A 22,198-nucleotide genomic window follows, 5' to 3' on the forward strand; every position below is an offset into this window, starting at 1 on the left:
CCGCGTGTGACGCAGCGTCCACGGCGGGCTCCGTGCCGGGAGCCAGGCCGCTGGTCCCGGGCGCGACGCTCACGCACGCCCTGAGCGTCGTGCCGCTTCCGGGGACCGACCGCGCGGTCCTCTGGGCCACGTTCTCGAGCCCGGTCTCCGCCCGGGGCGCGCCCTACCGCAGCATCGGCTGGTCCGAGGGCGGCCGGACGGTGACCCAGACGCCGTGAGGCGTCACGCTCCGCTCGACGCCGGCCCCGGCCAGTTCTTGTCCGGGACCGGCGTCGGGCGTCCCGGCTGCTCGCCGCCGCGGGCGTCGAGGTAGCTCTGCTTGGGCACCATGACCTTGCGGCGGAAGACGCACACGACGGTGCCGTCCTGGTTGTAGCCCACGGTCTCGACGTGGACGACACCGCGGTCGTCCTTGCTGGTGCTCTCGCGCTTGTCGAGCACCGTGGTCTCGCCGTAGAGGGTGTCGCCGTGGAAGGTCGGCGCGACGTGGCGCAGGCTCTCGACCTCCAGGTTGGCGATGGCCTTGCCGCTGACGTCGGGCACCGACATCCCGAGCAGGATCGAGTAGACGTAGTTGCCGACGACGACGTTCTTGCCGAACTGCGTCGTCTCCTGCGCGTAGTGGGCGTCGAGGTGCAGGGGGTGGTGGTTCATGGTCAGCAGGCAGAACAGGTGGTCGTCGGCCTCGGTGACGGTCTTGCCGGGCCAGTGCTTGTAGGTCGCACCGACCTCGAACTCCTCGTAGCTGCGCCCGAACTGCACGTCATGTCTCCTTCGCTGGACCTCGCCCGACGTCCGCCATCCTCCCGCGCGGGCCCGCGCCCCGGCAGCCCGCCGCGGCGTGCCCTTCCCCACACCGCCCCCACCGCACTCGTGCCTCGGTTGTTGCAGGATGGCCACGCAGCTGCAGCGCCATCACGCAGCAACCGCGCCGGGCCGGTGCGCACACGACAGCAAGGCCATCACACCCCGGCCGCCGCGAACGCCCGCCGGACCAGCCGTGCGAACCGCGCCGGATCGTGCAGGTCGGCCCAGGTCACCCGGACCACCGTGTAGCCCAACGCCCGCAGGCGGTCCTCGCGACGCTTCTCGGCGACCAGCGCGGCTCGACCGTCGGCGCCCTCGTACTTCACGGCACCGTCGAACTCCACCACCACGCGCCCGTGGACGAGGAGGTCGACTCGGGCCACGAAACGCCCCTCCTCGTCGTGGACCACCACCTGCGAGCGGGCCGGGTACCCGAGGTCATGGAGCAGCAGACGGGTCAGGCTCTCGCCCGGCGACTCGGCCTGCGCATCCCCGAGCGTCACGAGCTCCTCGCCCCGTCGGACAGCGGCGGCGGTGACGGCCCGGTGGGCGAGGGCCGCGCGCAGGGCGTCGAGGTCGCAGGACCCTCGCGCCAGCGCGGCATCGAGCGCCACGACCCCCGGCCGCAGCCCACTCCGCAGGGCCACCTGGGCGATGGCGACCGGGAGCGGGACGACGCGGACACCGTCGACGACGACGTCGGGCTCCGGCCCTCGCGGATGGAGGTGGAGGCTGCCGCCCCGACGGGTCCTCAACACGTCGGCGACCACGTCGACCGTCGACCCCAGCGGCGACACCAACGGCAGCCCGTGCAGGGCCAGCGCGGCCTCGTGGCTCGCGGCCACCGGGTCCCGCCGGCTGAGCAGGACCGCGCGGGTCCTCAGGGCGAGGCGTTCCTCCGGGCCGGCCGCCGCCCACAGTGCCCCCACGACGTACGCATCGCGCCGGACCCGCACCAGCAGCCCCGAACGCCGGGCGGCCACCAGCCCGTGCTCGTCGACGCCGACCCGCGCGGCGAGCCCGGACGTGACGACCCCGCCGCGAGCGCGGGCAAGGGCGAGCAGCCGGTCCATCCGCCCAGCGTGCCCCGATGGCCGCGCCCCGGCGCCGCGTCATCCACAGGCGGCCGCGACGGCGGGGTTGTTGCGCGATGACGGTGCAGCTGCCCCGCCAGGTGGCAACAACCCCGGCGCCCGGCTCACGCCCCGTTCCGGTCCGTCGCCATAGGCTCGGGCCATGGCGGACTTCATCGGCGCGGTCGACCAGGGCACGACGAGCACCCGGTTCATGGTGTTCGACCATGCCGGCCAGGAGGTGGCCCGCCACCAGCTCGAACACGAGCAGGTCCTCCCCCGCGCCGGATGGGTCGAGCACAACCCTCTCGAGATCTGGGACCGCACGCAGAGCGTCATCGGCTCGGCCCTGACCTCGGCCGGCATCACGAGCGCGGACCTGGCCGCGATCGGCATCACCAACCAGCGCGAGACCGCCATCGTGTGGGACCGCCGCACCGGCCGCCCCTTCCACAACGCGATCGTCTGGCAGGACACCCGCACCGCCGCGATCGCCAAGGCGTTGGACGCCGACGGCCGCGGCGACGTCATCCGCGCGAAGTCCGGGCTGCCCCCGGCCACCTACTTCTCCGGCGGCAAGATCCAGTGGCTGCTCGAGAACGTCGACGGGCTGCGCGCGGCGGCCGAGCGCGGCGACGCCGTCTTCGGCACCCCCGACACCTGGGTGGTCTGGAACCTCACCGGCGGTCCCGACGGCGGCCTGCACGTCACCGACGTCACCAACGCCAGCCGCACGATGCTGATGGACCTCACGACCCTCGACTGGGACGACGAGCTGCTGGGGTTCTTCGGCATCCCGCGCGCGATGCTGCCGAGCATCCACCCGAGCAGCCACCCCGAGGCGTTCGGCGTGACCTCGGGCGACCGCCGCACGGCCAAGGTGCCGATCGCGGGCGTGCTCGGCGACCAGCAGGCCGCCACGGTGGGGCAGGTCTGCTTCGAGCCCGGGGAGGCCAAGAACACCTACGGCACCGGCAACTTCCTGCTGCTGAACACCGGCGAGGAGCTCGTCCGCAGCCGCAACGGCCTGCTCACGACGGTCGCCTACCAGCTCGGCGACGCCAAGCCGGTGTACGCCCTCGAGGGCTCGATCGCGGTCACGGGCAGCGCGGTGCAGTGGCTGCGCGACCAGCTGGGCATCATCAGCGGCGCCAGCGAGGTCGAGCGCCTGGCCGCCCAGGTCGAGGACACCGGCGGGGTCTACTTCGTGCCGGCCTTCAGCGGGCTGTTCGCGCCGTACTGGCGCAGCGACGCCCGCGGCGCCATCGTCGGGCTCTCGCGCTTCAACACCAACGCCCACCTGGCGCGGGCGACCCTGGAGGCCATCTGCTACCAGTCCCGCGACGTGGCCGAGGCGATGGAGGCCGACAGCGGCGTCGAGATGACCTGCCTGAAGGTCGACGGCGGGGTGACCGCCAACAGCCTCTGCATGCAGCTCCAGGCCGACATCCTGGGCGTGCCGGTCTCGCGGCCCGTCGTCGCCGAGACCACCGCCCTCGGGGCGGCGTACGCGGCCGGGCTGGCGACCGGGTTCTGGTCGGGCACCGACGAGCTGCGCGAGAACTGGGCCGAGGACCGCCGCTGGGAGCCGAGCTGGAGCGAGGACCAGCGCCGCGAGGGCTACCGCGGCTGGAAGAAGGCGGTCGAGCGCACGCTCGACTGGGAGGAGGACTGAGCCCGCGCCCCTGGCCCACCCGGAGGCGCCGCACACCCGCGCGGCCGCGGTGACCCGGCCCCGCCCACCGTGGCAGCATGGCGGGGTGAGCGAAGAGCAGAAGCAGGCCGACAACCGGGGCCGGGCGACCACCGACGAGCTGCGGGCCTTCATCCGCGAGGGCTGGGCCCCGCGCACCCCCACGACCACGGGTCCGGCGCCGGCCGCGGCCCACGCCGCCGCGCGTCGCGAGGTGCTGAGCGCCGCCTTCCCCAAGCAGCGGCTGGTCGTGCCCGCGGGCGGCCTCAAGGTCCGCAGCAACGACACCGACTACGTGTTCCGGCCGCACACCGCGTTCGCCTACCTCACCGGCCTCGGCGCCGACCGCGAGCCCGACGCCGTGCTGGTCCTCGAGCCCCTCGACGACGGCGGCCACGAGGCGGTGCTGTACTTCCGCCCGCTCGCCGAGCGTGACAGCGACGAGTTCTTCGCCGACGCCCGCTACGGCGAGTTCTGGGTCGGCGCGCGACCGTCCGTCGAGGACGTCGAGCGTGAGCTCGGCCTCACCGCGCGCCACGTCGACGGCCTCGTCGACGCCGTCGCGAAGGACGCGGGCGAGCTCACCGTGCGGGTCGTGCGCGACGCCGACCGCGAGCTCACCGAGCGCCTCGACGCCGCCCGGGTCGAGAACGGCGCCGCCCAGGAGTCCCTCCAGGAGGCGGACGACGCCCTCGCGCACGCGGTGTCCGTGGCCCGCCTGGTCAAGGACGAGTACGAGGTCGAGCAGATGCGCGAGGCGGTCGACGCCACCCACGCCGGCTTCGACGCGATGCTCGCGGCGCTCCCCGACGCCGTCGCGAACGGCCGCGGCGAGCGCTGGCTCGAGGGGACCTTCGGGCTCACCGCCCGCCACCGCGGCAACGGGGTCGGCTACGACGCGATCTGCGCGGCCGGCGACCACGCCAACACCCTGCACTGGATCAAGAACACCGGCGACGTCACGCCGGGCGAGCTCGTCCTCATCGACGCCGGGGTGGAGGTCGACAGCCTCTACACCGCCGACGTCACCCGCACCGTCCCGGTCGACGGCACCTTCACCGACGCCCAGCGCGAGGTCTACGACGCCGTCTACGCGGCGCAGGAGGCCGGCATCGCAGCCGTGAGGCCGGGCGCGAGGTTCTCCGACGTGCACGCCGCCGCCATCCGGGTCATCGCCGAGCACCTGCACGCCTGGGGGCTCCTACCCGAGGGCGTCTCGGTCGAGGACACCCTCGACAAGGAGCACGGCCAGTACCACCGCCGCTGGATGGTGCACGGCACGTCGCACCACCTCGGCCTCGACGTGCACGACTGCGCCCTCGCCACCCGCGAGGAGTACATGGACGCCGAGCTGAGGCCCGGGATGGTCCTGACGGTCGAGCCCGGCCTGTACTTCAAGGCCGACGACCTCTTGGCCCCCGAGCGTTTCCGCGGCATCGGCGTGCGCATCGAGGACGACGTGCTCGTCACCGCGGACGGCTGCGAGAACCTCTCGGGCGGGATGCCGCGTCGCAGCGACGAGGTCGAGGCCTGGGTGGCGCGGGCTCGCTCCTGACGAGGAGCCGCCCCGGACACCGCTCGACACAAGGGCTCCTGCACGAGACAGCGCCTCGCAACCCTTGCCCGGTGCACTTTTCGGGGTGACCCCGAAAAGCTGAGGGGGGGTCGCGGTCAGCCGCGGCGGATGACGTCGAGCAGCAGCGCGTGCTCGACCCCGGCCGCCTCGCCGCCCCCGCCGAGGATCATCTGCAGCAGCGCCCGCGGCGCCGGGAACTCGGCCGGCAGGGCGCGGTTGTAGGCCTCGTGCGCCTCGAGCGAGTGCACGGCCGCCTCGAACGGCTCCCCCGACACGTCGACGAAGTGGGTGGGCCGGTCGGAGGCGCCGACCGCGATGACCTTCACACCACCCCACGGCTCGAGCCCCTCGACCTCGAGCAGGTCGCGGTGCAGCCAGCGGTTGCCGGCGTCGGCGACGGCGTCGAGGGTCGCGAGCCCCACGGCGCGGTGGTCGGCCTGGTTGAGCATGCCCGCGGCGAAGCGCTCGCCCCAGTGCGAGGCCACGACGAGCTCGGGGCGGTGCCGCCGGATGGCGCGCGCGATGTCCCTGCGCAGGGCGAGCCCGTACTCGACCGCCCCGTCGGGCCAGCCGCCGAACTCGACGGTCTCCACCCCCACGCGGCGGGCGCTCTCGCGCTCCTCGTCCTCGCGGACGGCCTGGGCCCGCTCGGGATCCATGGTGTCGATGCCGGCCTCGCCACTGGTCAGCAGGAAGTAGGTCACCCGCGCGCCGGCGCCGACCCAGCGGTGCACCGCGGCCGCCGTGCCGTACTCGATGTCGTCGGGGTGCGCGACTACGCACAGGACCGAGGCCGGGGTCTCGTCGAAGCGTTCGAGCGTCGGGCGGTCGGGCTGCATGGCCCGACCCTAGCCCCGTGCGGCGCTCAGATCGAGGGGTCGGCGGGGTGGCGCGGCTCGCTGGGGTGCTGCTGGGCGGCGGCCCGCGCCTGCTCCTGCTCGCGGGCGATCCGCACCTGCTCCTGGGCCGCCTTCATGGGGTCCATCTGGCTCAGCAGCTCACGCCCGCGCTGGACGTGCTTGTGCTCGCACAGCACCTCGTACTTGGCGGCCACCACCTGGCTGACGCTGGTGAAGTCGCGCTGGCCCTTGGTGAGCCGGTACCCGACGGTGGCCCAGATGGCACCGAACACGGCACCGAAGAGCACGGTGGCGATGATGCTCGCGACGTTGAGGCCGGTGGGGTCGAAGACCGAGAAGATGATCCCGACGAACAGGCCGAGCCACATGCCCGAGAGGGCGCCGGCGCCGATGACGCGGCCCTGCGTGAGGCGGCCGGTGACGCGCTCGAGCTGCTTGAGGTCGGTACCGACGATGAGGACGTCCTGCACCGGGAACTCGTGGTCGGACAGGTAGTCGACGGCCTTCTGGGCCTCCTCGTAGCTGTCGTGGACCCCGAGCGACATCGGGTACTCCAGCGAGAGGGCGGCACGGAGGCCGGGACGCATCGGCTGGCTGCTCATGGCTCCATCCTCGCACCATCGGCTGGGAGGCGGCTGGACGCCCGCTGGACGACCCCGGGCGGACCTCGGCGTCAGCGGGCCTTGTAGTCCTCGAGCAGCCGGCGGCCGATGATCATCTTCTGGATCTCGGCCGTGCCCTCACCGATCAGCAGCATCGGGGCCTCGCGGTAGAGCCGCTCGATCTCGTACTCCTTGGAGTACCCGTAGCCGCCGTGGATGCGGAAGCTCTGCTCCACCACGTCGGCGCAGTTCTCGGACGCGAGGTACTTGGCCATCCCCGCCTCGAGGTCGTTGCGCTGGCCGGCGTCCTTCAGGCGCGCGGCCTTGACCATCATCTGGTGGCTGGCCTCGACCTTGGTCGCCATGTCGGCCAGGCGGAACAGGATGCCCTGGTGCTCGGCGATCTTCTTGCCGAAGGTCTCACGCTGCTGGCTGTAGGCGATGCCGAGCTCGAAGGCCCGCATCGACAGGCCGCACGCGCGCGCGGCGACGTTCACCCGGCCCACCTCGACGCCGTCCATCATCTGGTAGAAGCCCTGGCCGGGCACCCCACCGAGGACCTGGGCGTCGGTGGTGCGGTGGCCGTCGAAGACCAGCTCGGTGGTGTCGACGCCCTTGTAGCCCATCTTGTCGATCTTGCCGGGCACGGTGACGCCCTGGGCCGTCTCGCCGAAGCCCGACTCCTTGTCGATGAGGAAGGTCGTCATGTTCTTGTACGGGCTGTCGCTCTCGCCGAGGTCGCTGCGCACGAGGACCGCCACGAGGTTGGCCGAGCCGCCGTTGGTCAGCCACATCTTCTGGCCGGTGATGACCCACTCCTCGCCCTCGCGCACGGCCTTGGTGCGGATGGCGGCCACGTCGGAGCCGAGCCCGGGCTCGCTCATCGAGAACGCCCCGCGCACCTCCCCGGTGGCCATCCGCGGCAGGTAGCGCTGCTTCTGCTCGTCGGTGCCGTGCTGGAGGATCAGGTACGCGACGATGAAGTGGGTGTTGATGATGCCGCTGACGCTCATCCAGCCGCGCGCGATCTCCTCGACCACGAGCGCGTAGGTCAGCAGCGACTCCCCGAGCCCGCCGTACTCCTCGGGGATCATCAGCCCGAAGATCCCCATCTCCTTCATCCCCTCGACGATGTCGGTGGGGTACTCGTCCTTGTGCTCGAGCTCGGTGGCCACCGGCAGGATCTGCTCGTCGACGAACTCGCGCACCAGCTTGACGAGCTCGTGCTGCTCCTCGGTGAGGCCGTCGGTGGTCTGGAGTCGGGACATGCGCAGATCGCCGCCTTCGGGTGGGTCGGGGTGTCGATGCCAGTGTGCCGGGGCCGGGCGCGAGGGGGCCGTTCGTGTGAGGCCGCGCACCGTGTGACTCGCCCCACGCGCCGGCGGGTTCGGAAATCCGCTGGCGCAGCTGCGGTGGTGCGGGCACGCTAGGCCCGTCACGCGCGCGATGTCCCGCGCCACCGAGCGAAGGAGGAGGCCGACATGTCCACGACTGTCCCGGGCCGTTCCCCGGTCCCGATCCCCTTCCTCGCACAGGAGCACTCCCTTGGCACACCAGCCGTTCCACCTCCCGGCCCGACAGGCCGCCTTCTCCACCGACACCTCACCTGACGCCCCGCCCGAGGGCGAGCGCTGGTCCTCCTGGGACGGCGCCACCCACGGGCCGAGACCCCGCCCCGCCTGGGTCATCACCGAGCTCGGCGCGGTCGACGCCGACCTCGGCGTCCTCAAGACCGGCAAGGAGGCCGACGTCCACGTGCTGCGGCGCTGGCTGCCGGGCACCGACCGGGCCGTGACCCTGGCCGCGAAGCGGTACCGCAGCGGCGAGCACCGCCTCTTCCACCGCGACGCCGGCTACCTCGAGGGCCGCCGCGTCCGGCGCAGCCGCGAGATGCGGGCCATGGCCAAGCGCACCGACTTCGGCAAGCAGGTCATCGGCGGCCAGTGGGCGGCCGCCGAGTTCGGCGCCCTGGCGGCCCTCTGGGCGCTCGACCTACCGGTCCCCTACCCGGTGCAGCTCGACGAGACGGAGATGCTGATGGAGTTCGTCGGCGACACCGCCGGCGGAACTCCGGTGGCGGCCCCGCGCCTGGTGTCGGTGCGGCCCACGCCGGCCGAGCTGGCCGACCTCTACGACCAGCTGCGCACCAGCCTGCTCACGCTGGCCCGGCACGGCTGGACCCACGGCGACCTCAGCCCCTACAACGTGCTCGTGCACGACGGTCGGCTGGTCATCATCGACTGGCCGCAAGTGGTCGACGTCATCGGCAACCCGCAGGGCTTCGAGTTCCTGGAGCGCGACGCCACGACGATGGTCACGTGGTTCCGGAGACGGGGCCTGGAGGTCGACCCGGGCGAGCTGGTCGCGGATCTGGTCGCCGAGGCGACGAGCCGCTTCTGACCGTAGGGTCTCTCGCATGCCGACGACGCCGCAGCGCCTCGCCCCCTCGACGGTCCCCGACCCGATGGACGCCCCGCCGCTGCGCTGGGGCGTCCTCGGCCCGGGGGGCATCGCCCACACCTTCGCCGCCGCGGTCCGCGCCGGCACCCGCGGCGAGGTGGTGGCCGTGGGCTCACGCTCGGCCGACCGGGCCAGCGGGTTCGCGCGCCGCCACGGTGCCGCGCGCAGCCACGGCTCCTACGAGGCGCTGGTCGCCGACGACGGCGTGGACGCGGTCTACGTGGCCACCCCGCACAGCGAGCACCACGAGCATGCCCTGCTGGCGCTGGCCGCCGGCAAGCCGGTACTGGTCGAGAAGGCCTTCGCCCGCAGCCTGGCCGAGACCGACGAGGTCCTCGACGCCGCGCGGGCGGCCGGCCTGTTCGCGGGCGAGGCGATGTGGAGCCGCTACCTGCCGCAGTACGACGTCGTGCGCCGCACGGTCGAGGCCGGCACCGTCGGCGACCTGGTGCTGGTGCAGGCCGACCACGGCCAGCTCCTCTGGCCCGACGGGCCCCAGCGGCTCTCGGACCCGGCCCTGGCGGGCGGGTCGCTGCTCGACCTCGGGGTCTACCCCATCGCGTTCGCCGACCACCTGCTCGGCGAGCTGGGCGGGGTCGCCGCTCGCGGGACGCTCAGCGACGAGGGTGTCGACGTGAGCGTGGGCGTCACGGGGCTGGTCGGGCCGGCCCTGGCCCGGATGACGTCCACGATGGCCGCCGCCACGCCGTGCCAGGCGCTGGCCGCGGGTACCAGGGGCCGCCTCGAGCTCACCGGGCCCGGCTTCTTCTACGGGGCCGCCACCACGGTGCGCCTCGTGGCGCCCGACGGCACCGTGCTCGACACGATGCAGCCCCAGCACCCCGAGCACGGCTTCCGGTACGAGATCGCCGAGGCGGCGCGGGCCGTGGCCGAGGGGCGCACCGAGCCGGGCCCGGTGCCCTGGGAGGCCACCCGCCGGGTCATGGCCGTGATGGACGAGGTGCGCCGGCAGGTCGGGGTCGTCTACCCCGGCGAGTAGGGCCGCCGTCCGGCGGTCAGTGCACCAGGACGCGTGACCCGATGGGCATGAGGCCCTCGGCCCAGATCATGTCGATCGCGGCGTTGCTCAGCCGGGCGCAGCCGTGCGACGCCGGGTACGGCGGGATGCTCGGCGAGCCGTGCACCGCCCATCCCCGGTAGAAGTACTTGGGGCGCCAGAGCGAACCGAGGTCACTGTCGTCCTGGCCGTCGACCTGGCGGAAGACCGTGAACGTGCCCGTGGGCGTGTACGCGGTGGAGGTGTGGCCCTTCGACGTGTACTGCTCACCGCTGCCCGTCGAGGTGTTGAGGATGACCGTCGGTGCCCCCTGGCGCACGACCATGAGGACCTGCCGCTCCAGGTCGATCTCGATCCCGTTGCCGGAGAGCGTGGCCCGTGGGCGGGTGCCGGCGGTCAGGGCAGCGCGGGTCTTCGGTCCGACGATGCCGTCCCGCGACAGGCCGGCGGACTTCTGGAGGGCGAAGACGGCCTGCTGGGTCAGCGCGCCGAAGTTCCCGTCGGCCGGGCCCAGCCAGTAGCCGAGCGTGGTGAGGCGCTGCTGGACCGCGAGGACCTCGGGCCCGCTGTCCCCGTAGCGCAGCGCCTCCAGCGGGCGGGGGGTGGCGGCCGCGGTGCTCGAGGGCGTCGTGCTCGGAGCGGGGACCGCCGGCGTGGTGGGCGTCGGGCTCGCGCTCGGCGTGGGACTCACGCTCGGCGTCGGGCTCACGCTCGGCGTGGGACTCACGCTCGGCGTCGTGCGCGCGGGGCTCGGGGAGGGCGAGGCCGCCGCCGGTGCCGCTGGGCCGCCCACGGCCCCACCCCACACCCCGGCCTGGGCGCACCCGGACAACGCCGTCACCGCCGCGAGGGCGGCCAGTGCGGCAAGGGCGGACGGGTGGAGGCTGGAGGGTCGCATCCCTTCCAGGGGACGCCATAGGGCCCGGAGCGACCACATCGACACGCCTGCCGTGACCGCATCGTTGCCCGACGCACAGCCTGCGGTCAGGAACGGGACCGCACGGCCTCGTCGACCGCCAGGACCCGCTGCGCCACCTCGACGTGGAGGTTCTCGACCATCCGGCCGTCGTGGGTGACCACGCCACGGCCGCGAGCCGCTGCCCAGGCCGCGACGACGCCCCGCGCGTCCTCGACCTCGGCCTGGCTCGGCGCGAAGGCCCGGTTGCAGGGCTCGACCTGCCCCGGGTGGATCAGGGTCTTGCCGTCGAAGCCCAGGTCGACGCCCTGACGGCACTCGGCCTCGAACCCCTCGAGGTCCACGACGTCGTTGTAGACCCCGTCGAGGACGGCCACCCCCGCCTCGCGGGCGGCCAGGACCACGAGGGACAGCGAGGTCAGCAAGGGGGCACGGCCGGCGACGAAGCGGGCCCGCAGCTCCTTGACGAGGTCGTTGGTGCCGAGCACCAGGACGGCCAGCCGGTCGGACGCGGCGGCGATGGCGCGCGCGTCGAGGACGGCCCCGGGCGTCTCGACCATCGCCCACAGCCGGGTGCGGTCGGGGGCGCCGTGGCGCTCCATCGCAGCCACCAGCGAACGGACCTCGTCGGCCGAGCCCACCTTGGGCACCACGATGCCGTCGGGGCCCGCGGCGCAGGCTGCCTCGAGGTCGGCGTCGTGCCACGGAGTGCCGGCGGCGTTGACCCGGATGGTGACCTCGCGCTGGCCGTACGCGCTGGACGCCGCTGCCGCGCAGACGTTCTCGCGAGCGCCCGGCTTGGCGTCGGGGGCGACGGCGTCCTCGAGGTCGAGGATCAGCCCGTCGACCGGCAGGGTCTTCGCCTTCTCGAGGGCCCGCTCGTTGCTGCCCGGCATGTAGAGCACCGAGCGCCGGGGGCGGTAGGGCTCGCTCATGCCGGGCCGTCCCCCTCGGCCGGGGCGTAGAGAGCGGCCAGCTCGGGGTCGTTCGCGCTCAGCCGGTCAGCGAGCTCGAGGATGACGAGGCACTGCTTGAGGCTGGCGTCGTCCTCCATCTTCCCGTCCAGCATCACGGCGCCGGTGCCGTCGCCCATGGCCTCCTTCACCCGCCGGGCGTGGGCGACGTCGTGGGCGCTGGGGCTGAAGACCTTCTTGGCGATGGCGATCTGCACCGGGTGCAGGGTCCAGGTGCCGACACAGCCGAGGAGGAAGGCGTTGCGGAACTGGTCCTCGCACGCGACGACGTCCTGGATGTCCCCGAAGGGGCCGTAGTACGGGAGGATCCCGTGCATCGCGCAGGCGTCGACCATCCGGGCGATCGTGTAATGCCAGAGGTCCTGTTGGTAGGTGGCGCGCGGGCCCTGGACGTCGCCGTCGGTCGGGTCCTGGCGCACCAGGTAGCCGGGGTGGCCCCCGCCCACGCGCGTGGTCTTCATCCGGCGGTCGGCGGCGAGGTCGGCGGGGCCGAGGCTGATGCCCTGCATGCGGGGGCTCGCGCCGGCGATCTCCTCGACGTTGGCCATGCCGCGGGCGGTCTCGAGGATGGCGTGCACCAGGATCGGCCGGCGCAGGCCGGCCCTGGCCTCGAGCTGGGCCAGCAGGCGGTCGACGTAGTGGATGTCCTCGGGGCCCTGGACCTTGGGCACCATCACGACGTCGAGGCGGTCGCCGATCTCGGTGACCAGGGTGGTCAGGTCGTCGAGCACCCAGGGGCTGTCGAGCGCGTTCACCCGGGTCCAGAGCTGGGTGTGCTCGCCGACGTCGGTGACCTTCGCGATGTCGACCAGCCCTCGGCGCGCGGCCTCCTTGTTGTCGGCCTTGACGGCGTCCTCGAGATTGCCGAGCAGCACGTCGACGGTGCCGACCAGGTCGGGCACCTTGGCGGCCATCTTCGGGTTGCTCGGGTCGAAGAAGTGGATCATCCGGCTCGGGCGGGCCGGCACCTCGCGCACCGGGTCCGGGGCACCGACGGCGAGAGGGGCGAAGAAGTCCTTGGCGCTGCGCATCGAGCGGCCTTCCGAGGCGGGTGCGGGGTCGCGTCGGACGCTAGCAGCGGCGACGCGCGCGGGCGCATGAGCCAGGTCACGGTGTGACCCATCCCGCGCCCGGACAGCGTCGGCGGTCAGAAAGGAGGCACGTCGGGTGGGGCGGAGGCAGCGACGCGGTGGGCCGGCTCGGTGCCGCGGCGCGTGCCGGAGGGCGAGGTCCAGGTGAGGGTGCCGTCGGGGTCGAGGGTGGGGCGCCAGCGGCCTTGTTGCTTCAGCCGGTGGTGCCGTCGGCAGAGGCACGCCAGGTCGGTCGGTGAGGTGACGCCCCCGGGCCAGGGTCTGGTGTGGTCGAGGTCGGTGTACTCCGCCCGTCTCGAGCACCCCCACATCCGGCAGGTCCCGTCCCGGGTGGTGACGAAGTCCCGCATCGCCTTGTTCGGTCGGTAGGCGCTGGTGGTCAGGGAGGCCAGGGTGCCGGTCTCGGCGTCCAGCACGGCCCCCGCGACGTCCATCGGGAGGACCTTGAGGAGGTTGGCGACGGTGGCGGCGTCGACCCAGCCGAGGCCGGGCAACTGCGTGCCGGAGACGGCGAACCCGGGTGTGACCTGGGCCATGGGGATCGCGCGCAGGTCCGGGTCGACGGTCATCGTCGTGGTCTCGAACAGGCGCTGCGCCTCCGGCGGGAGGTCGCCGAAGCGGGTCTCCTCCCCGGTGTAGGCATCGATGACCGTGTCGTCGTCGCCCCAGGGCACCTCGACGGTCTCGACCATGGCCGGCTCGGGCGCTGGTCGGTCGGTGACGACGGGCACCCCGAGCGTGACCGAGGCACTGACCGTCACGTTGCGCAGGAACAGATCCCCGAACGCATCCGCCCGCGCCTCGGACAGGGTCAGCGTGTCGTCGATGCCGCGGTACTCCCCGGCGAGCTGCTCGGTCGCCGCCCAGGCCGCGGCCACGGTCGCCGTCGGCAGGAGGGCGTACACGTCGGTCAACCCGTCCGGCCCGGGGCGGACCTCCACCGTCCGGGTGCGGCGACTCTTCGCGACCTGCGCGGCGACCTGGTCGGCCGCCGCTCGCGTAGCCACCCGACGCACGTGCGCCGTCACCTGGGCCGGGTCCAGCTCACTCAACCGGCCCGACACCTCGGCATCGACCCGCCCGCGCGCCTCGACGTCCAGCCCGGCGCACGAGTCGACCACCTTGTGGGCCGTCGCCGCCGGGACGTCCCCCGCGAGGACCCGGTCACGGACCAGGGGGAACCGCTCACCGAGGGCCGCGCCGAGGTGGACCTTCCGCCCCGCCAGCCCCTCCGTCAGGCCCGCTTCGAGCGCGACCAGGCTCGCCGCCATCTGGTCCACGTACCCGAGGGCGTGGACCCGCTCGACGGGACCGTCCCCCGACAGTCGCACCTCGACCCGAGCCCCAACGCGGCACTCACGGACACGAGACCATCAGCGGCGTTCGCCAGCTTCTGCGCCTCACCGGCCAGCTCGTAACACTCGGCGGCATCCAGCCCGCGGCCGTGCTCGACCAGCGCACGCCCCAGCGCCGCGACCTCCGCACGCGCGGCCGCGATACGGCTGCTGAGCTGCCCCCTGTCCATGGAGCATGGATACCCGAACACACGTTCGGATGCAAGCAACTACCCACAGGTGTTCGTCTGCAGCGCAATCGTTTTCGATGTCGCGGCGAGTCTCAGCACACCGCGAACGGAGCCTCCGCCGAGCGCCCCTGGAAGGCCAGGATGGCGGGGTTGACCACCGCCCCGTCACGGATCTCGATGGCCCGGCGGAGCGTCTCGTCGGCGTCCCAGGACGCGCTGCCCTCGAGCACCGGGCGCAGGAACGGGATGAGCGCAGTGCTGTTCTCCCACGTAGCAGAGCTCCACAGGTACGACGGGCTGTGGTCGACCCCGTAGTAGAGGACGTTCGGGCCCACCACGAACGTCGGCTCGTCGAACGAGGTCGGGCGCGCCCACTCGAACCCCATCCCGAGGTCGCACGAGACGTCGACGACGACGCTGCCGGGCCGGAAGGCGTCGAGGTCGGACGTGCGCAGGTACACCAGCGGCGCCGAGGTGTCCTGCAGCGTGCAGTTGACGACGATGTCGTTCTCCGCCAGGTAGGCCGGCAGCGGCTCGCGCCCCCGCTCGGTCACCACATGGCTCAGCGCGGCCCCACCCGGCTCGTGGTCGAACTGGCGGATGCGCACCGAGTGGATCGGCGAGCCGACGGCGGCGACCTGGCGGTTGGTGAGTACCGCGACCTCGTGCACCCCGTGGGCGTTCAGCGCGGTCACCGCGCCCCGGGCCGTGGCCCCGAACCCGATGACGACGGCGCTCAGCCGGCGCCCGTAGTCGCCGGTCAGCCCGGCGAGCTGGAGCGCGTGCAGCACCGAGCAGTACCCGGCCAGCTCGTTGTTCTTGTGGAACACGTGCAGCCCGACGCTGCCGTCGCGGGTCCAGTGGTTCATGGCCTCGAAGGCGATGAGGGTGAGCCCCCGGTCGATGGCGAGCTGGGTCAGCGCGGCATCCTGGACGCAGTGCGGCCAGCCCCACAGCACCTGCCCCGGCCCGAGCGCCGCGACGTCCTCGTGCTGCGGCTTGGGCAGCAGCACCACGTCGGACCCGGCCAGGATCTCCTGGCGCGAGGCGAAGCCCGCCACGTGCGGCGCCAGCGAGGCGTCGGAGGCGCCGAAGCGGGCACCGTACCCGTGCTCGAGCGTGATGCGCGCGCGCAGGTCGGCGTCGAGCGCCGGCAGGTGCTCCGGGTGGAGCGGCAGCCGGTACTCGTTCTCCTTGGCCGAGGACCCGATGACACCGAGCCCCAGCAGGCTCACTTCTTCTTCGGCGGGTGGATCGCGTCGGAGAGCGTGGCCTCCGCGCCGTTGCGCTTCTCGGCGCGCTTCTCCTTGATGGACTTCCCGGACTTCTTGGACATGCTGTTCCGCGGCGACTTGTCGGCCATGGGGGAACTCTCTGAGAGGGAAGCCTGGACGGCTCCGTACCCCGACAGTACGCCCTCGCGCGCCGGGCCCACGGCGACCCGGACCTCGGGCCGTCGTACGTCATCCGGCCGGGCCGGGCGCGACGTTCGGGGCCCGGTTCGTCCGTTCGGTGGATGTTTCGCCGAAACCGCTGCGGGCGAACGGCGGCCGGAGAAGATGTGCGCGCAGGGACCTGACGACCATCGGTCCTACCGAAAGACTCCCATGAAGGCCATCACCTGGCTGGCCGCGACCCTGTCGTGCTGCCTCCTCCTCGCCCTGGGCGCCGCTCCGACGTCCGCCCGTCCCATCTCCGACAACGCGCGCAAGTACCTCTCGCGCACGGCGACGACCACCGCGAAGCCGGCTCCGACGACCACCACGACGCCGTCGACGACCACCCCGGTCCCGAACACCCTGCCGACGACGACCCGCACCGCGCGGCTCGCCTCGGGGGTGCAGTACACCGCGATGTGGCAGGGGGTGACGGACGCCGACCAGAAGTCGATGGCCGCGGCGATCGCCCAGTCGGGCTCCCGCTGGGCTCGACTCGACGTCGCCTGGGCCACCCTCCAGCCCACCGGGCCCGGCTCGTACGACCTCGGCTGGGGTGTCCCCATGGTCGACCGCGCCGTGGCCAACGCCACCGACGCCGGCCTCGACGTCCTGCTGACCCTCTACTGGGCCCCCGAGTGGGCCACGGTGGGCACCGGCAAGGCCGCCCACCCCGACCCGGCCGCCTACGCCCGGGCCGCCCAGTGGGTCGCCGCGCGCTACAAGGGCAAGGTCAAGGCCATCGAGGTCTGGAACGAGCAGAACGGGGCCCGGTTCTGGAACCCGGCCGACCCCGTCGCCTACACCCGACTGCTCCAGGCGGCCTACCCCGCGATCAAGGCCGGCAACCCCGACACCCTCGTGGTGATGGGTGGCCTCGAGTACTCCGACACCGCTTTCCTGCAGCAGATGTACGACGCGGGCGTCAAGGGCAGCTACGACGTCAACGCGTTCCACCCCTACCCCGCGATCGCCGACCAGTCGCCGCTCGCGCCCTGGGACGGCACCAAGTGGACCGTCGCAAACATGAAGACCTACATGGACGTCATGGCCCGCAACGGCGACACCACGCCGGTGTGGCTCACCGAGCTCGGCTGGTCGACTCACACCAACTGGACCGGTGTCGAGAACTGGAACCGCGGCGTGAGCGACGCCGTCCAGGCCGACTACCTGACCCAGATGTACACCCTGGTGAACAGCCAGTACCCGCAGGTCACCGCGCTGTTCTGGTACACCGTGCGGGACACCGCCCTCGGCAACGTGCAGCAGGACCACTACGGCCTGGTGCGCACCGACTGGTCGCGCAAGCCCGCCTTCGCCGCCCTCCAGGCGGCGAACCTGGCGCTGAGCCTGCCCTGACCCACCACGGACGCGGGTGGGCGAGCGTGGTCGCGTCGCCCACCCGCGTGACCGGGGGGATGGCCGGGGCTCGGGTCAGGAGGCCTCGACCTTCGGCATGATGTCGTTCTTCAGCCGCTTGAGGTCGTCGAGGGTCTTCGACACCGGGACGTCGGCGAAGGGCGGCCAGAGCAGCGGCATGGTCAGCCCGGCCTCCTGGTAGCTCTTGAGCCGGTCGGTGATCTGCTGCTCGGTGCCGACCAGGATGTTCGTGAGCTTGCGGTTGTCGGTCTGGTCGACCTCGGTGTCGGTGATGGTGAACCAGATCATGCTGCTCATCTCGAGGTCGTCGATCGACTTGCCGAGGGCCTCGAGCTCCTCGGCGATCGCGGCGCGCCACTCGGCGAGCTCGCGGGGGGTGTCCTGGATGCCGATCCAGCCGGCCAGGCCGTACTTGGCCACCCGGCGGGCCGAGCGCTTGGGGTCCTTCAGGCCGCTGAAGAAGATCGGCGGCCCGGGCTTCTGCAGGGGCTGGTGGCCGAAGCCGGACGGGCCGAAGTCGGCGAACTCACCGTGGTACTCGAAGATCTCGTTCTGCCAGATGCCCTGGCAGATCTCGATGGTCTCGCGCACGTGGGCGTGCCGGCGCGGGAAGAGGTGCGTGGCGCTGGCGGCGGCGAACTCCTCCGGCATCCAGCCCGCCCCGACCCCGACGTTGAGCCGCCCGTTCGAGAGGTGGTCGATGGTGGCGCACTCGGCCGCGAAGACACCCGGCGAGCGGTACGGGGTGTCGGTGATGCTCATGCCGATGCGCACCTTCTCGGTCCGGGCGGCGAGCCAGGGCAGCAGCGGCCAGCCCTGGAACCACTTGCCCTTGGAGGACACCGGCATCTGCAGGGGGAACTGCTCCATCATGCCGAAGGGGTACTGCAGCTCTCCGCGGTCGGAGGCCTCCGGCACGATGATCCGGTCGAGGGTCCACACCGAGTCGAACTCGAGCTCCTCGGCCAGGTCGGTCAGGTCGGCCAGCTCCTGGACCGTCACATGGTCACGGAAGGTGGGCAGGTAGAGGGCGAGCTTCATCGATCACACATCTCCTCACGAGGTCGTGGGCCCGGCCGGCCCGGTGGACCCCGGGGACGAGGTCCGCTCCGACCGTTGCGATCAGCCAACCCAAGGTGCGGGCCCGGTGACAAGGGGTCGCCGTCTCATGGTTTGCTCAACGGGGCCCGGGGGCGGGGCGGCCTCCCTCCCCCGGGCCCCGGGCACGGTCAGGAGTAGGTGGCCGTGGGGCCGGTCATCAGGTCGACGCCCGCGCCGGCGAAGTTCGGCAGGTCCGCCACGGCCGCCTGCCCCTCCGGGCCCGAGAGCGCGGCGCCGAGGGCGGCGTCGTCGTCGAAGGTGAGCACCGCGATGAAGTAGTACGCGGGCGCGGCGCCGTCGGGGCCCGCCGTCGGGTGCGTCCCGGTGAACGAGCGCAGCCCGGGGAGGGCGAGGGCGAGACCGCGGTGTACCTCGTCGTAGTGCCGGTCGAACGCGGCAGGGTCATCGGGCTCGCGGTAGCAGGCGAACAGGGTGCTGGACATCGTCGTCGAACTCCTTCGCGGGGTGCGCACCGGCCCGGTGCCGGCGCTCCGGCGCAGCGTAGGTCGGCCGTCTCAACGGACCATCAAGGCGACGCGACGCGACGCGACTCGACGCGGCGAGGGGCTCAGGCGTCGGGGGGCGCGCGGCGCAGCCGCACCTGGACCGACGTCCCCGCCGGCGACGACGAGGCCACCGTGAGCTCGCCCCCCATCGCCTCGACCAGCCCGTGGGCGAGCCCCAGCCCCAGCCCGATGCTGCTGTCACCGTCGGGGGCGCCACCCTCCGCCGCCTCGCGCTCGGGCGCCGACGCGGCAGCGAACGGGGTGAAGACACGGGGCAGGAGGTCGGGCGGGATGCCCGGGCCGTCGTCGTCGACCGCGACGACCACCCAGCCCTCGCCGGCCGGCCGGGTGCGCACCGCGATATCGCCGCCCACGGCACCGTGCCGGATGGAGTTGCCCACCAGGTTCAGCAGCACCTGGCGCAGCCGCCGCCGGTCGGCGAGCACCACGTCGTCGAGCAGCGCCATGGACAGGTCGACCTCGCGCCGGTCGGCCGCCGGAGACAGCAGGCCGAGGACCTCGACGACCACGTCGCGCACCAGCACCGGCTCGAGCGCCACGGGCAGGGCCCCGGCCTCGAGGCGGCTCAGGTCGAGGACGTCCGCGAGCAGGTCCATCACGTGGCCCGCCGCGGCGTCGATGCGCCCGAGCGCCTCGCGGCGCTGGGCCTCGTCGAGCTCGAGGGTGCCGAGCAGCTCGGCGAACCCCACGATGGCCTGGATGGGGGTCCGCGCCTCGTGGCCGACCGCGGCCAGCAGGGCCGAGCGCGCCCGCAGCAGCTGCTCGGCCGTACGGCGGGCGGTCTCGGCCTCCAGCCGGGCCCGGCGGTGCTGCTCGGCCGCCCGGCGCTCGGTGAGGTCGAAGACGTTCACCACGTACTGGCCGGGGCCGCCGTCGCGGGCGTGCACCAGCGAGACCGTCACCTCCACCTCGACGGCGCGCGCCGACCGGCGGTGCAGCACCGCCTCGAAGACCACGGGCGCGGCGTCGTCGCGGCCCAGGCCGTCGAGGCGCGCGTCCAAGGGGCCGTCGACCGGCGTGACGACCTCGGCCAGTCGCCGTCCCACCAGGTCGGCGCGCCGCTCGCCCAGGACGGCGGTGAGCGCGGTGTTGGTCGTGACCACCGCCCGGTCGAGGCCCACGATGGCCATGCCCAGCGAGTTGTCGTCGAACGAGCGGCGGAAGCGCTCCTCGCTCTCGACCAGCTCGCCCAGCACGTCGGCGTGCTCGATGGCCACCGAGGCCAGGTGGGTGAAGCGCTCGACGAGCAGCTGCTCGCGCCGGGTCGGGCGGTGCGGTTCCGGGTGGTAGACCGCGAACGTGCCGACCGGCAGCCCGTCCGGCCCCTCGATCGGCGTCGACCAGCAGCTGCGCAGCCCCGCCGCCTCGGCCGCGGGGCGGTAGGAGACCCAGCGGACGTCGCGGCGCACGTCGCGCGCCACGACGGCCCGGTTGAGCGCGGCCGCGGTGCCGCACGAACCGGCACCGTCGCCGATCGCCATCCCGTCGATGGCCGCCACGTACCCGCCGGGCAGGCTGGGGGCGGCCCCGTGGTGGAGGGTGCCGTGCTCGCGGTCGAGCAGCAGAACCGAGCAGCGGGCGCCGGGGATGAAGAGCTCGAGCGAGGTCAGGATGTGGGTCAGCACCTCACGCAGGGGGGTGGCGGCGGCGATGAGCTCCAGCACGGCGGTCTGCCGCTCGAGCATGTCGCGCACGTCGTCGGGGCGCAGCGCCCCGGCCCCCGCGGCCCGCCCGGTGGCCGTCATCCGGGGTCGCTCAGCTGGTAGCCGACGCCGCGGACCGTCAGCAGCAGCCGCGGCCGGGCCGGGTCCTGCTCGAGCTTGAGCCGCAGCCGGTGCACGTGCTCGGTGACGGTCGCCTCGCCGAGCCACTCCGACGAGGAGCTCCACACCCGGTCCAGGAGCTGGCTCCGGGTGAACACCTGCCGGGGATGGGTGACCAGGAACGCCACCAGGTCGAACTCCTTGGGGGTCAGCTCGACCTCCTCACCGTCGACCGTGACCCGCCGGGTGGCCGTCTCGACCTGCAGCGGCCCGACCCCCACGACCTCGCCCGACAGCTCCGGGCTGGCGCGCCGCAGCACCGAGCGCACCCGCGCGCCGAGCTCGCCGGGAGAGAAGGGCTTCACCAGGTAGTCGTCCGCCCCGAGGTCGAGGCCGACGATGCGGTCGTGCTCGCCGTTGCGGCCCGAGAGCACGATGACCGGGGTGTCGGAGCGCCCGCTCCCCCCGCGGCGCAGCTCGCGCAGCAGGTCGAGACCGCCGAGCCCCGGCAGCGACAGGTCCAGCACCACCAACGCCGGGCGGTCGTCGCGGATGCGGCGCAGGGCGGAGGGACCGTCGTCGGCCTCGACGGTGCGGAAGCCCTCGTGCTCGAGCTGCCAGCGCACGACGGTACGCACGGCCTCGTCGTCGTCGACCACGAGGACCACCGGACCGTCGGCGGCGGCGCCCCGCGGCGTCGCGGACTCCCTCATCCGTGATGGGTACCACACAACGACCCGCGCGGCCCAGTGGTCGCCCACCGCACCCGCCCGCCCCGCCGCCGGTGTGGGAGAGTGCCGGGCATGAGCGAGGAGAGCGCGCCGCCTCCCGGCGAGGGCCCGCCCCCCGCGGTGGGCGTCGACGTCACCCGGCTCATCGACGAGGCGGCGAAGAAGTCCGGGCTGCTCTGGCTGCGCGTCCCCGGCGGTGGCACCCACCCCGTGTGGCACGTGTGGCACGACGACGGCGACGAGCGGGGCAGCGGCCCGGCGGCCTACGTGGTCTCCGGCCCCGGCGAGCAGCCCCTCCCCCCGCTCCCCGACGAGGTCGAGATGGTGCTGCGCAGCAAGGACAGCGGCGGCCGGCTGCTGACCCTGCACGCCACCGCCCGACGGCTCGAGCCCGGCACCCCGCAGTGGGACGCCGCGGTCGAGGTCCTGCGCCCCGAGCGGCTCAACGCGACCGGGGACGTCGCGGCCCGCTGGCGCGAGGAGAACACCATCCACGTCGTCAGCCCGCACGGGCGCCCGGTCGAGGGCCCCGGCTCCTACGACGACGGCTCCGGGGCGGCCCCCGTGCGCCCCGCGGCGCCGGCCACGGTCACCCGCCGCCCCTGGCACTGGCGGGGCCGCGCCGGGGCGCGCCGCAACACGACCCGCTGAGGCGTCGGCGGCAC

23 protein-coding genes are annotated in these 22,198 nt (G+C 73.3%); 7 read left to right on the forward strand and 16 right to left on the reverse strand.

Going from position 1 to position 22,198, the window contains the following annotated elements; translation table 11 throughout:
* Window positions 1–32: 32 nt before the first annotated feature.
* A complete protein-coding gene (locus ATL31_RS04730; RefSeq protein WP_143598318.1) occupies window positions 33–218 on the forward strand; it encodes a hypothetical protein in 186 nt (61 codons plus the stop codon).
* A gap of 4 nt (window positions 219–222) precedes the next feature.
* Here ATL31_RS04730 and ATL31_RS04735 read toward each other — a convergent pair whose 3' ends face one another.
* Window positions 223–762 carry a MaoC family dehydratase gene (locus ATL31_RS04735; RefSeq protein WP_101394762.1) on the reverse strand — a complete coding sequence of 180 codons (540 nt, stop codon included), beginning with the start codon at window positions 760–762 and terminating at the stop codon, window positions 223–225.
* Window positions 763–962: 200 nt separating this feature from the next.
* Entirely contained in the window at window positions 963–1,880 is a 918-nt protein-coding gene (locus tag ATL31_RS04740) for a type IV toxin-antitoxin system AbiEi family antitoxin domain-containing protein (protein WP_101394763.1), read from the reverse strand.
* Between the two features lie 163 nt (window positions 1,881–2,043).
* Between ATL31_RS04740 and glpK the strand changes: the two genes are divergently transcribed.
* Both glpK and ATL31_RS04750 read left to right on the forward strand, forming a co-directional pair.
* Complete coding sequence (gene glpK, locus ATL31_RS04745) at window positions 2,044–3,555, forward strand: glycerol kinase GlpK (RefSeq protein ID WP_101394764.1); 1,512 nt, start codon at window positions 2,044–2,046, stop codon at window positions 3,553–3,555.
* Between the two features lie 85 nt (window positions 3,556–3,640).
* The gene (locus ATL31_RS04750; protein WP_101394765.1) at window positions 3,641–5,128 is read left to right on the forward strand and encodes an aminopeptidase P family protein; all 1,488 of its coding nucleotides are present in this window, start codon (window positions 3,641–3,643) and stop codon (window positions 5,126–5,128) included.
* 116 nt (window positions 5,129–5,244) lie between these two features.
* On the opposite strand, the gene ATL31_RS04755 is transcribed toward ATL31_RS04750, so the two are convergent.
* The 3 genes from ATL31_RS04755 to ATL31_RS04765 form a co-directional block, all read right to left on the reverse strand.
* Complete coding sequence (locus ATL31_RS04755) at window positions 5,245–5,988, reverse strand: PIG-L deacetylase family protein (RefSeq protein WP_101394766.1); 744 nt, start codon at window positions 5,986–5,988, stop codon at window positions 5,245–5,247.
* 26 nt (window positions 5,989–6,014) lie between these two features.
* Entirely contained in the window at window positions 6,015–6,611 is a 597-nt protein-coding gene (locus tag ATL31_RS04760) for a YflT domain-containing protein (RefSeq protein WP_101394767.1), read from the reverse strand.
* A gap of 71 nt (window positions 6,612–6,682) precedes the next feature.
* Window positions 6,683–7,879 (reverse strand): acyl-CoA dehydrogenase family protein, encoded by a 1,197-nt coding sequence (locus ATL31_RS04765; protein ID WP_101394768.1) that lies wholly within the window; start codon window positions 7,877–7,879, stop codon window positions 6,683–6,685.
* 277 nt (window positions 7,880–8,156) lie between these two features.
* On the opposite strand from ATL31_RS04765, the gene ATL31_RS04770 reads away from it, so the two are divergent.
* Together ATL31_RS04770 and ATL31_RS04775 are read left to right on the forward strand one after the other, a co-directional pair.
* Entirely contained in the window at window positions 8,157–9,011 is an 855-nt protein-coding gene (locus tag ATL31_RS04770; RefSeq protein ID WP_245861930.1) for a serine protein kinase RIO, read from the forward strand.
* 16 nt (window positions 9,012–9,027) lie between these two features.
* Window positions 9,028–10,071: a Gfo/Idh/MocA family protein gene (locus ATL31_RS04775; RefSeq protein ID WP_101394770.1), complete on the forward strand. Its 1,044-nt coding sequence runs from the start codon at window positions 9,028–9,030 to the stop codon at window positions 10,069–10,071.
* A 16-nt stretch (window positions 10,072–10,087) separates the two neighbouring features.
* Here the strand turns inward: ATL31_RS04775 and ATL31_RS04780 are convergent, their stop codons facing one another.
* The 7 genes from ATL31_RS04780 to ATL31_RS17055 all read right to left on the reverse strand — a co-directional run bounded on the left by ATL31_RS04780 (window position 10,088) and on the right by ATL31_RS17055 (window position 15,958).
* Complete coding sequence (locus tag ATL31_RS04780; RefSeq protein ID WP_245861933.1) at window positions 10,088–10,798, reverse strand: peptidoglycan-binding protein; 711 nt, start codon at window positions 10,796–10,798, stop codon at window positions 10,088–10,090.
* Window positions 10,799–11,073: 275 nt separating this feature from the next.
* On the reverse strand, window positions 11,074–11,940 hold the full coding sequence (locus ATL31_RS04785) for an HpcH/HpaI aldolase/citrate lyase family protein (protein ID WP_101394772.1): 867 nt from the start codon (window positions 11,938–11,940) through the stop codon (window positions 11,074–11,076).
* Complete coding sequence (locus ATL31_RS04790; protein ID WP_101394773.1) at window positions 11,937–13,010, reverse strand: HpcH/HpaI aldolase/citrate lyase family protein; 1,074 nt, start codon at window positions 13,008–13,010, stop codon at window positions 11,937–11,939. The genes ATL31_RS04785 and ATL31_RS04790 overlap by 4 nt, the downstream gene beginning before the upstream one ends.
* Window positions 13,011–13,126: 116 nt before the next feature.
* Entirely contained in the window at window positions 13,127–14,341 is a 1,215-nt protein-coding gene (locus tag ATL31_RS04795; protein ID WP_101394774.1) for an HNH endonuclease signature motif containing protein, read from the reverse strand.
* Window positions 14,305–14,595 carry a hypothetical protein gene (locus ATL31_RS04800; protein ID WP_101394775.1) on the reverse strand — a complete coding sequence of 97 codons (291 nt, stop codon included), beginning with the start codon at window positions 14,593–14,595 and terminating at the stop codon, window positions 14,305–14,307. Before ATL31_RS04800 ends, ATL31_RS04795 begins: the two co-directional genes overlap by 37 nt.
* Before the next feature lie 92 nt (window positions 14,596–14,687).
* The gene (locus ATL31_RS04805; protein WP_101394776.1) at window positions 14,688–15,830 is read right to left on the reverse strand and encodes a N(5)-(carboxyethyl)ornithine synthase; all 1,143 of its coding nucleotides are present in this window, start codon (window positions 15,828–15,830) and stop codon (window positions 14,688–14,690) included.
* Complete coding sequence (locus ATL31_RS17055) at window positions 15,827–15,958, reverse strand: hypothetical protein (protein WP_281256253.1); 132 nt, start codon at window positions 15,956–15,958, stop codon at window positions 15,827–15,829. Before ATL31_RS17055 ends, ATL31_RS04805 begins: the two co-directional genes overlap by 4 nt.
* A 244-nt stretch (window positions 15,959–16,202) precedes the next feature.
* Between ATL31_RS17055 and ATL31_RS04810 the strand changes: the two genes are divergently transcribed.
* Entirely contained in the window at window positions 16,203–17,390 is a 1,188-nt protein-coding gene (locus ATL31_RS04810) for a cellulase family glycosylhydrolase (protein WP_101394777.1), read from the forward strand.
* Between the two features lie 75 nt (window positions 17,391–17,465).
* Here the strand turns inward: ATL31_RS04810 and ATL31_RS04815 are convergent, their stop codons facing one another.
* The 4 genes from ATL31_RS04815 to ATL31_RS04830 all read right to left on the reverse strand — a co-directional run bounded on the left by ATL31_RS04815 (window position 17,466) and on the right by ATL31_RS04830 (window position 21,515).
* Window positions 17,466–18,452 (reverse strand): LLM class flavin-dependent oxidoreductase, encoded by a 987-nt coding sequence (locus tag ATL31_RS04815; protein WP_101394778.1) that lies wholly within the window; start codon window positions 18,450–18,452, stop codon window positions 17,466–17,468.
* Window positions 18,453–18,640: 188 nt separating this feature from the next.
* Entirely contained in the window at window positions 18,641–18,955 is a 315-nt protein-coding gene (locus ATL31_RS04820; RefSeq protein WP_101394779.1) for an EthD family reductase, read from the reverse strand.
* Between the two features lie 125 nt (window positions 18,956–19,080).
* Window positions 19,081–20,784: a sensor histidine kinase gene (locus ATL31_RS04825; RefSeq protein ID WP_211283964.1), complete on the reverse strand. Its 1,704-nt coding sequence runs from the start codon at window positions 20,782–20,784 to the stop codon at window positions 19,081–19,083.
* Window positions 20,781–21,515: a response regulator gene (locus tag ATL31_RS04830; RefSeq protein WP_101394780.1), complete on the reverse strand. Its 735-nt coding sequence runs from the start codon at window positions 21,513–21,515 to the stop codon at window positions 20,781–20,783. Before ATL31_RS04830 ends, ATL31_RS04825 begins: the two co-directional genes overlap by 4 nt.
* A 90-nt stretch (window positions 21,516–21,605) precedes the next feature.
* Here ATL31_RS04830 and ATL31_RS04835 point away from each other — a divergent pair, with 90 nt between their 5' ends.
* Window positions 21,606–22,184, forward strand: coding sequence for a hypothetical protein (locus ATL31_RS04835; RefSeq protein WP_101394781.1), 579 nt, complete (start codon window positions 21,606–21,608; stop codon window positions 22,182–22,184).
* The last annotated feature ends 14 nt before the right edge of the window (window positions 22,185–22,198 follow it).

The sequence above is a fragment of the Phycicoccus duodecadis genome (assembly GCF_002846495.1).
GTDB classification, from domain to species: Bacteria; Actinomycetota; Actinomycetes; order Actinomycetales; family Dermatophilaceae; genus Phycicoccus; species Phycicoccus duodecadis.

Bases quoted from the DNA above. Each gene is read 5' to 3' on its own strand.
- ATL31_RS04740 (WP_101394763.1), bottom strand. From the start codon at position 1,880: ATGGACCGGCTGCTCGCCCTTGCCCGCGCTCGCGGCGGGGTCGTCACG.
- glpK (WP_101394764.1), top strand. From the start codon at position 2,044: ATGGCGGACTTCATCGGCGCGGTCGACCAGGGCACGACGAGCACCCGG.
- ATL31_RS04755 (WP_101394766.1), bottom strand. From the start codon at position 5,988: ATGCAGCCCGACCGCCCGACGCTCGAACGCTTCGACGAGACCCCGGCC.
- ATL31_RS04760 (WP_101394767.1), bottom strand. From the start codon at position 6,611: ATGAGCAGCCAGCCGATGCGTCCCGGCCTCCGTGCCGCCCTCTCGCTG.
- ATL31_RS04765 (WP_101394768.1), bottom strand. From the start codon at position 7,879: ATGTCCCGACTCCAGACCACCGACGGCCTCACCGAGGAGCAGCACGAG.
- ATL31_RS04775 (WP_101394770.1), top strand. From the start codon at position 9,028: ATGCCGACGACGCCGCAGCGCCTCGCCCCCTCGACGGTCCCCGACCCG.
- ATL31_RS04785 (WP_101394772.1), bottom strand. From the start codon at position 11,940: ATGAGCGAGCCCTACCGCCCCCGGCGCTCGGTGCTCTACATGCCGGGC.
- ATL31_RS04790 (WP_101394773.1), bottom strand. From the start codon at position 13,010: ATGCGCAGCGCCAAGGACTTCTTCGCCCCTCTCGCCGTCGGTGCCCCG.
- ATL31_RS04795 (WP_101394774.1), bottom strand. From the start codon at position 14,341: ATGGCGGCGAGCCTGGTCGCGCTCGAAGCGGGCCTGACGGAGGGGCTG.
- ATL31_RS04800 (WP_101394775.1), bottom strand. From the start codon at position 14,595: ATGGACAGGGGGCAGCTCAGCAGCCGTATCGCGGCCGCGCGTGCGGAG.
- ATL31_RS17055 (WP_281256253.1), bottom strand. From the start codon at position 15,958: ATGGCCGACAAGTCGCCGCGGAACAGCATGTCCAAGAAGTCCGGGAAG.
- ATL31_RS04810 (WP_101394777.1), top strand. From the start codon at position 16,203: ATGAAGGCCATCACCTGGCTGGCCGCGACCCTGTCGTGCTGCCTCCTC.
- ATL31_RS04815 (WP_101394778.1), bottom strand. From the start codon at position 18,452: ATGAAGCTCGCCCTCTACCTGCCCACCTTCCGTGACCATGTGACGGTC.
- ATL31_RS04820 (WP_101394779.1), bottom strand. From the start codon at position 18,955: ATGTCCAGCACCCTGTTCGCCTGCTACCGCGAGCCCGATGACCCTGCC.
- ATL31_RS04825 (WP_211283964.1), bottom strand. From the start codon at position 20,784: ATGACGGCCACCGGGCGGGCCGCGGGGGCCGGGGCGCTGCGCCCCGAC.
- ATL31_RS04830 (WP_101394780.1), bottom strand. From the start codon at position 21,515: ATGAGGGAGTCCGCGACGCCGCGGGGCGCCGCCGCCGACGGTCCGGTG.
- ATL31_RS04835 (WP_101394781.1), top strand. From the start codon at position 21,606: ATGAGCGAGGAGAGCGCGCCGCCTCCCGGCGAGGGCCCGCCCCCCGCG.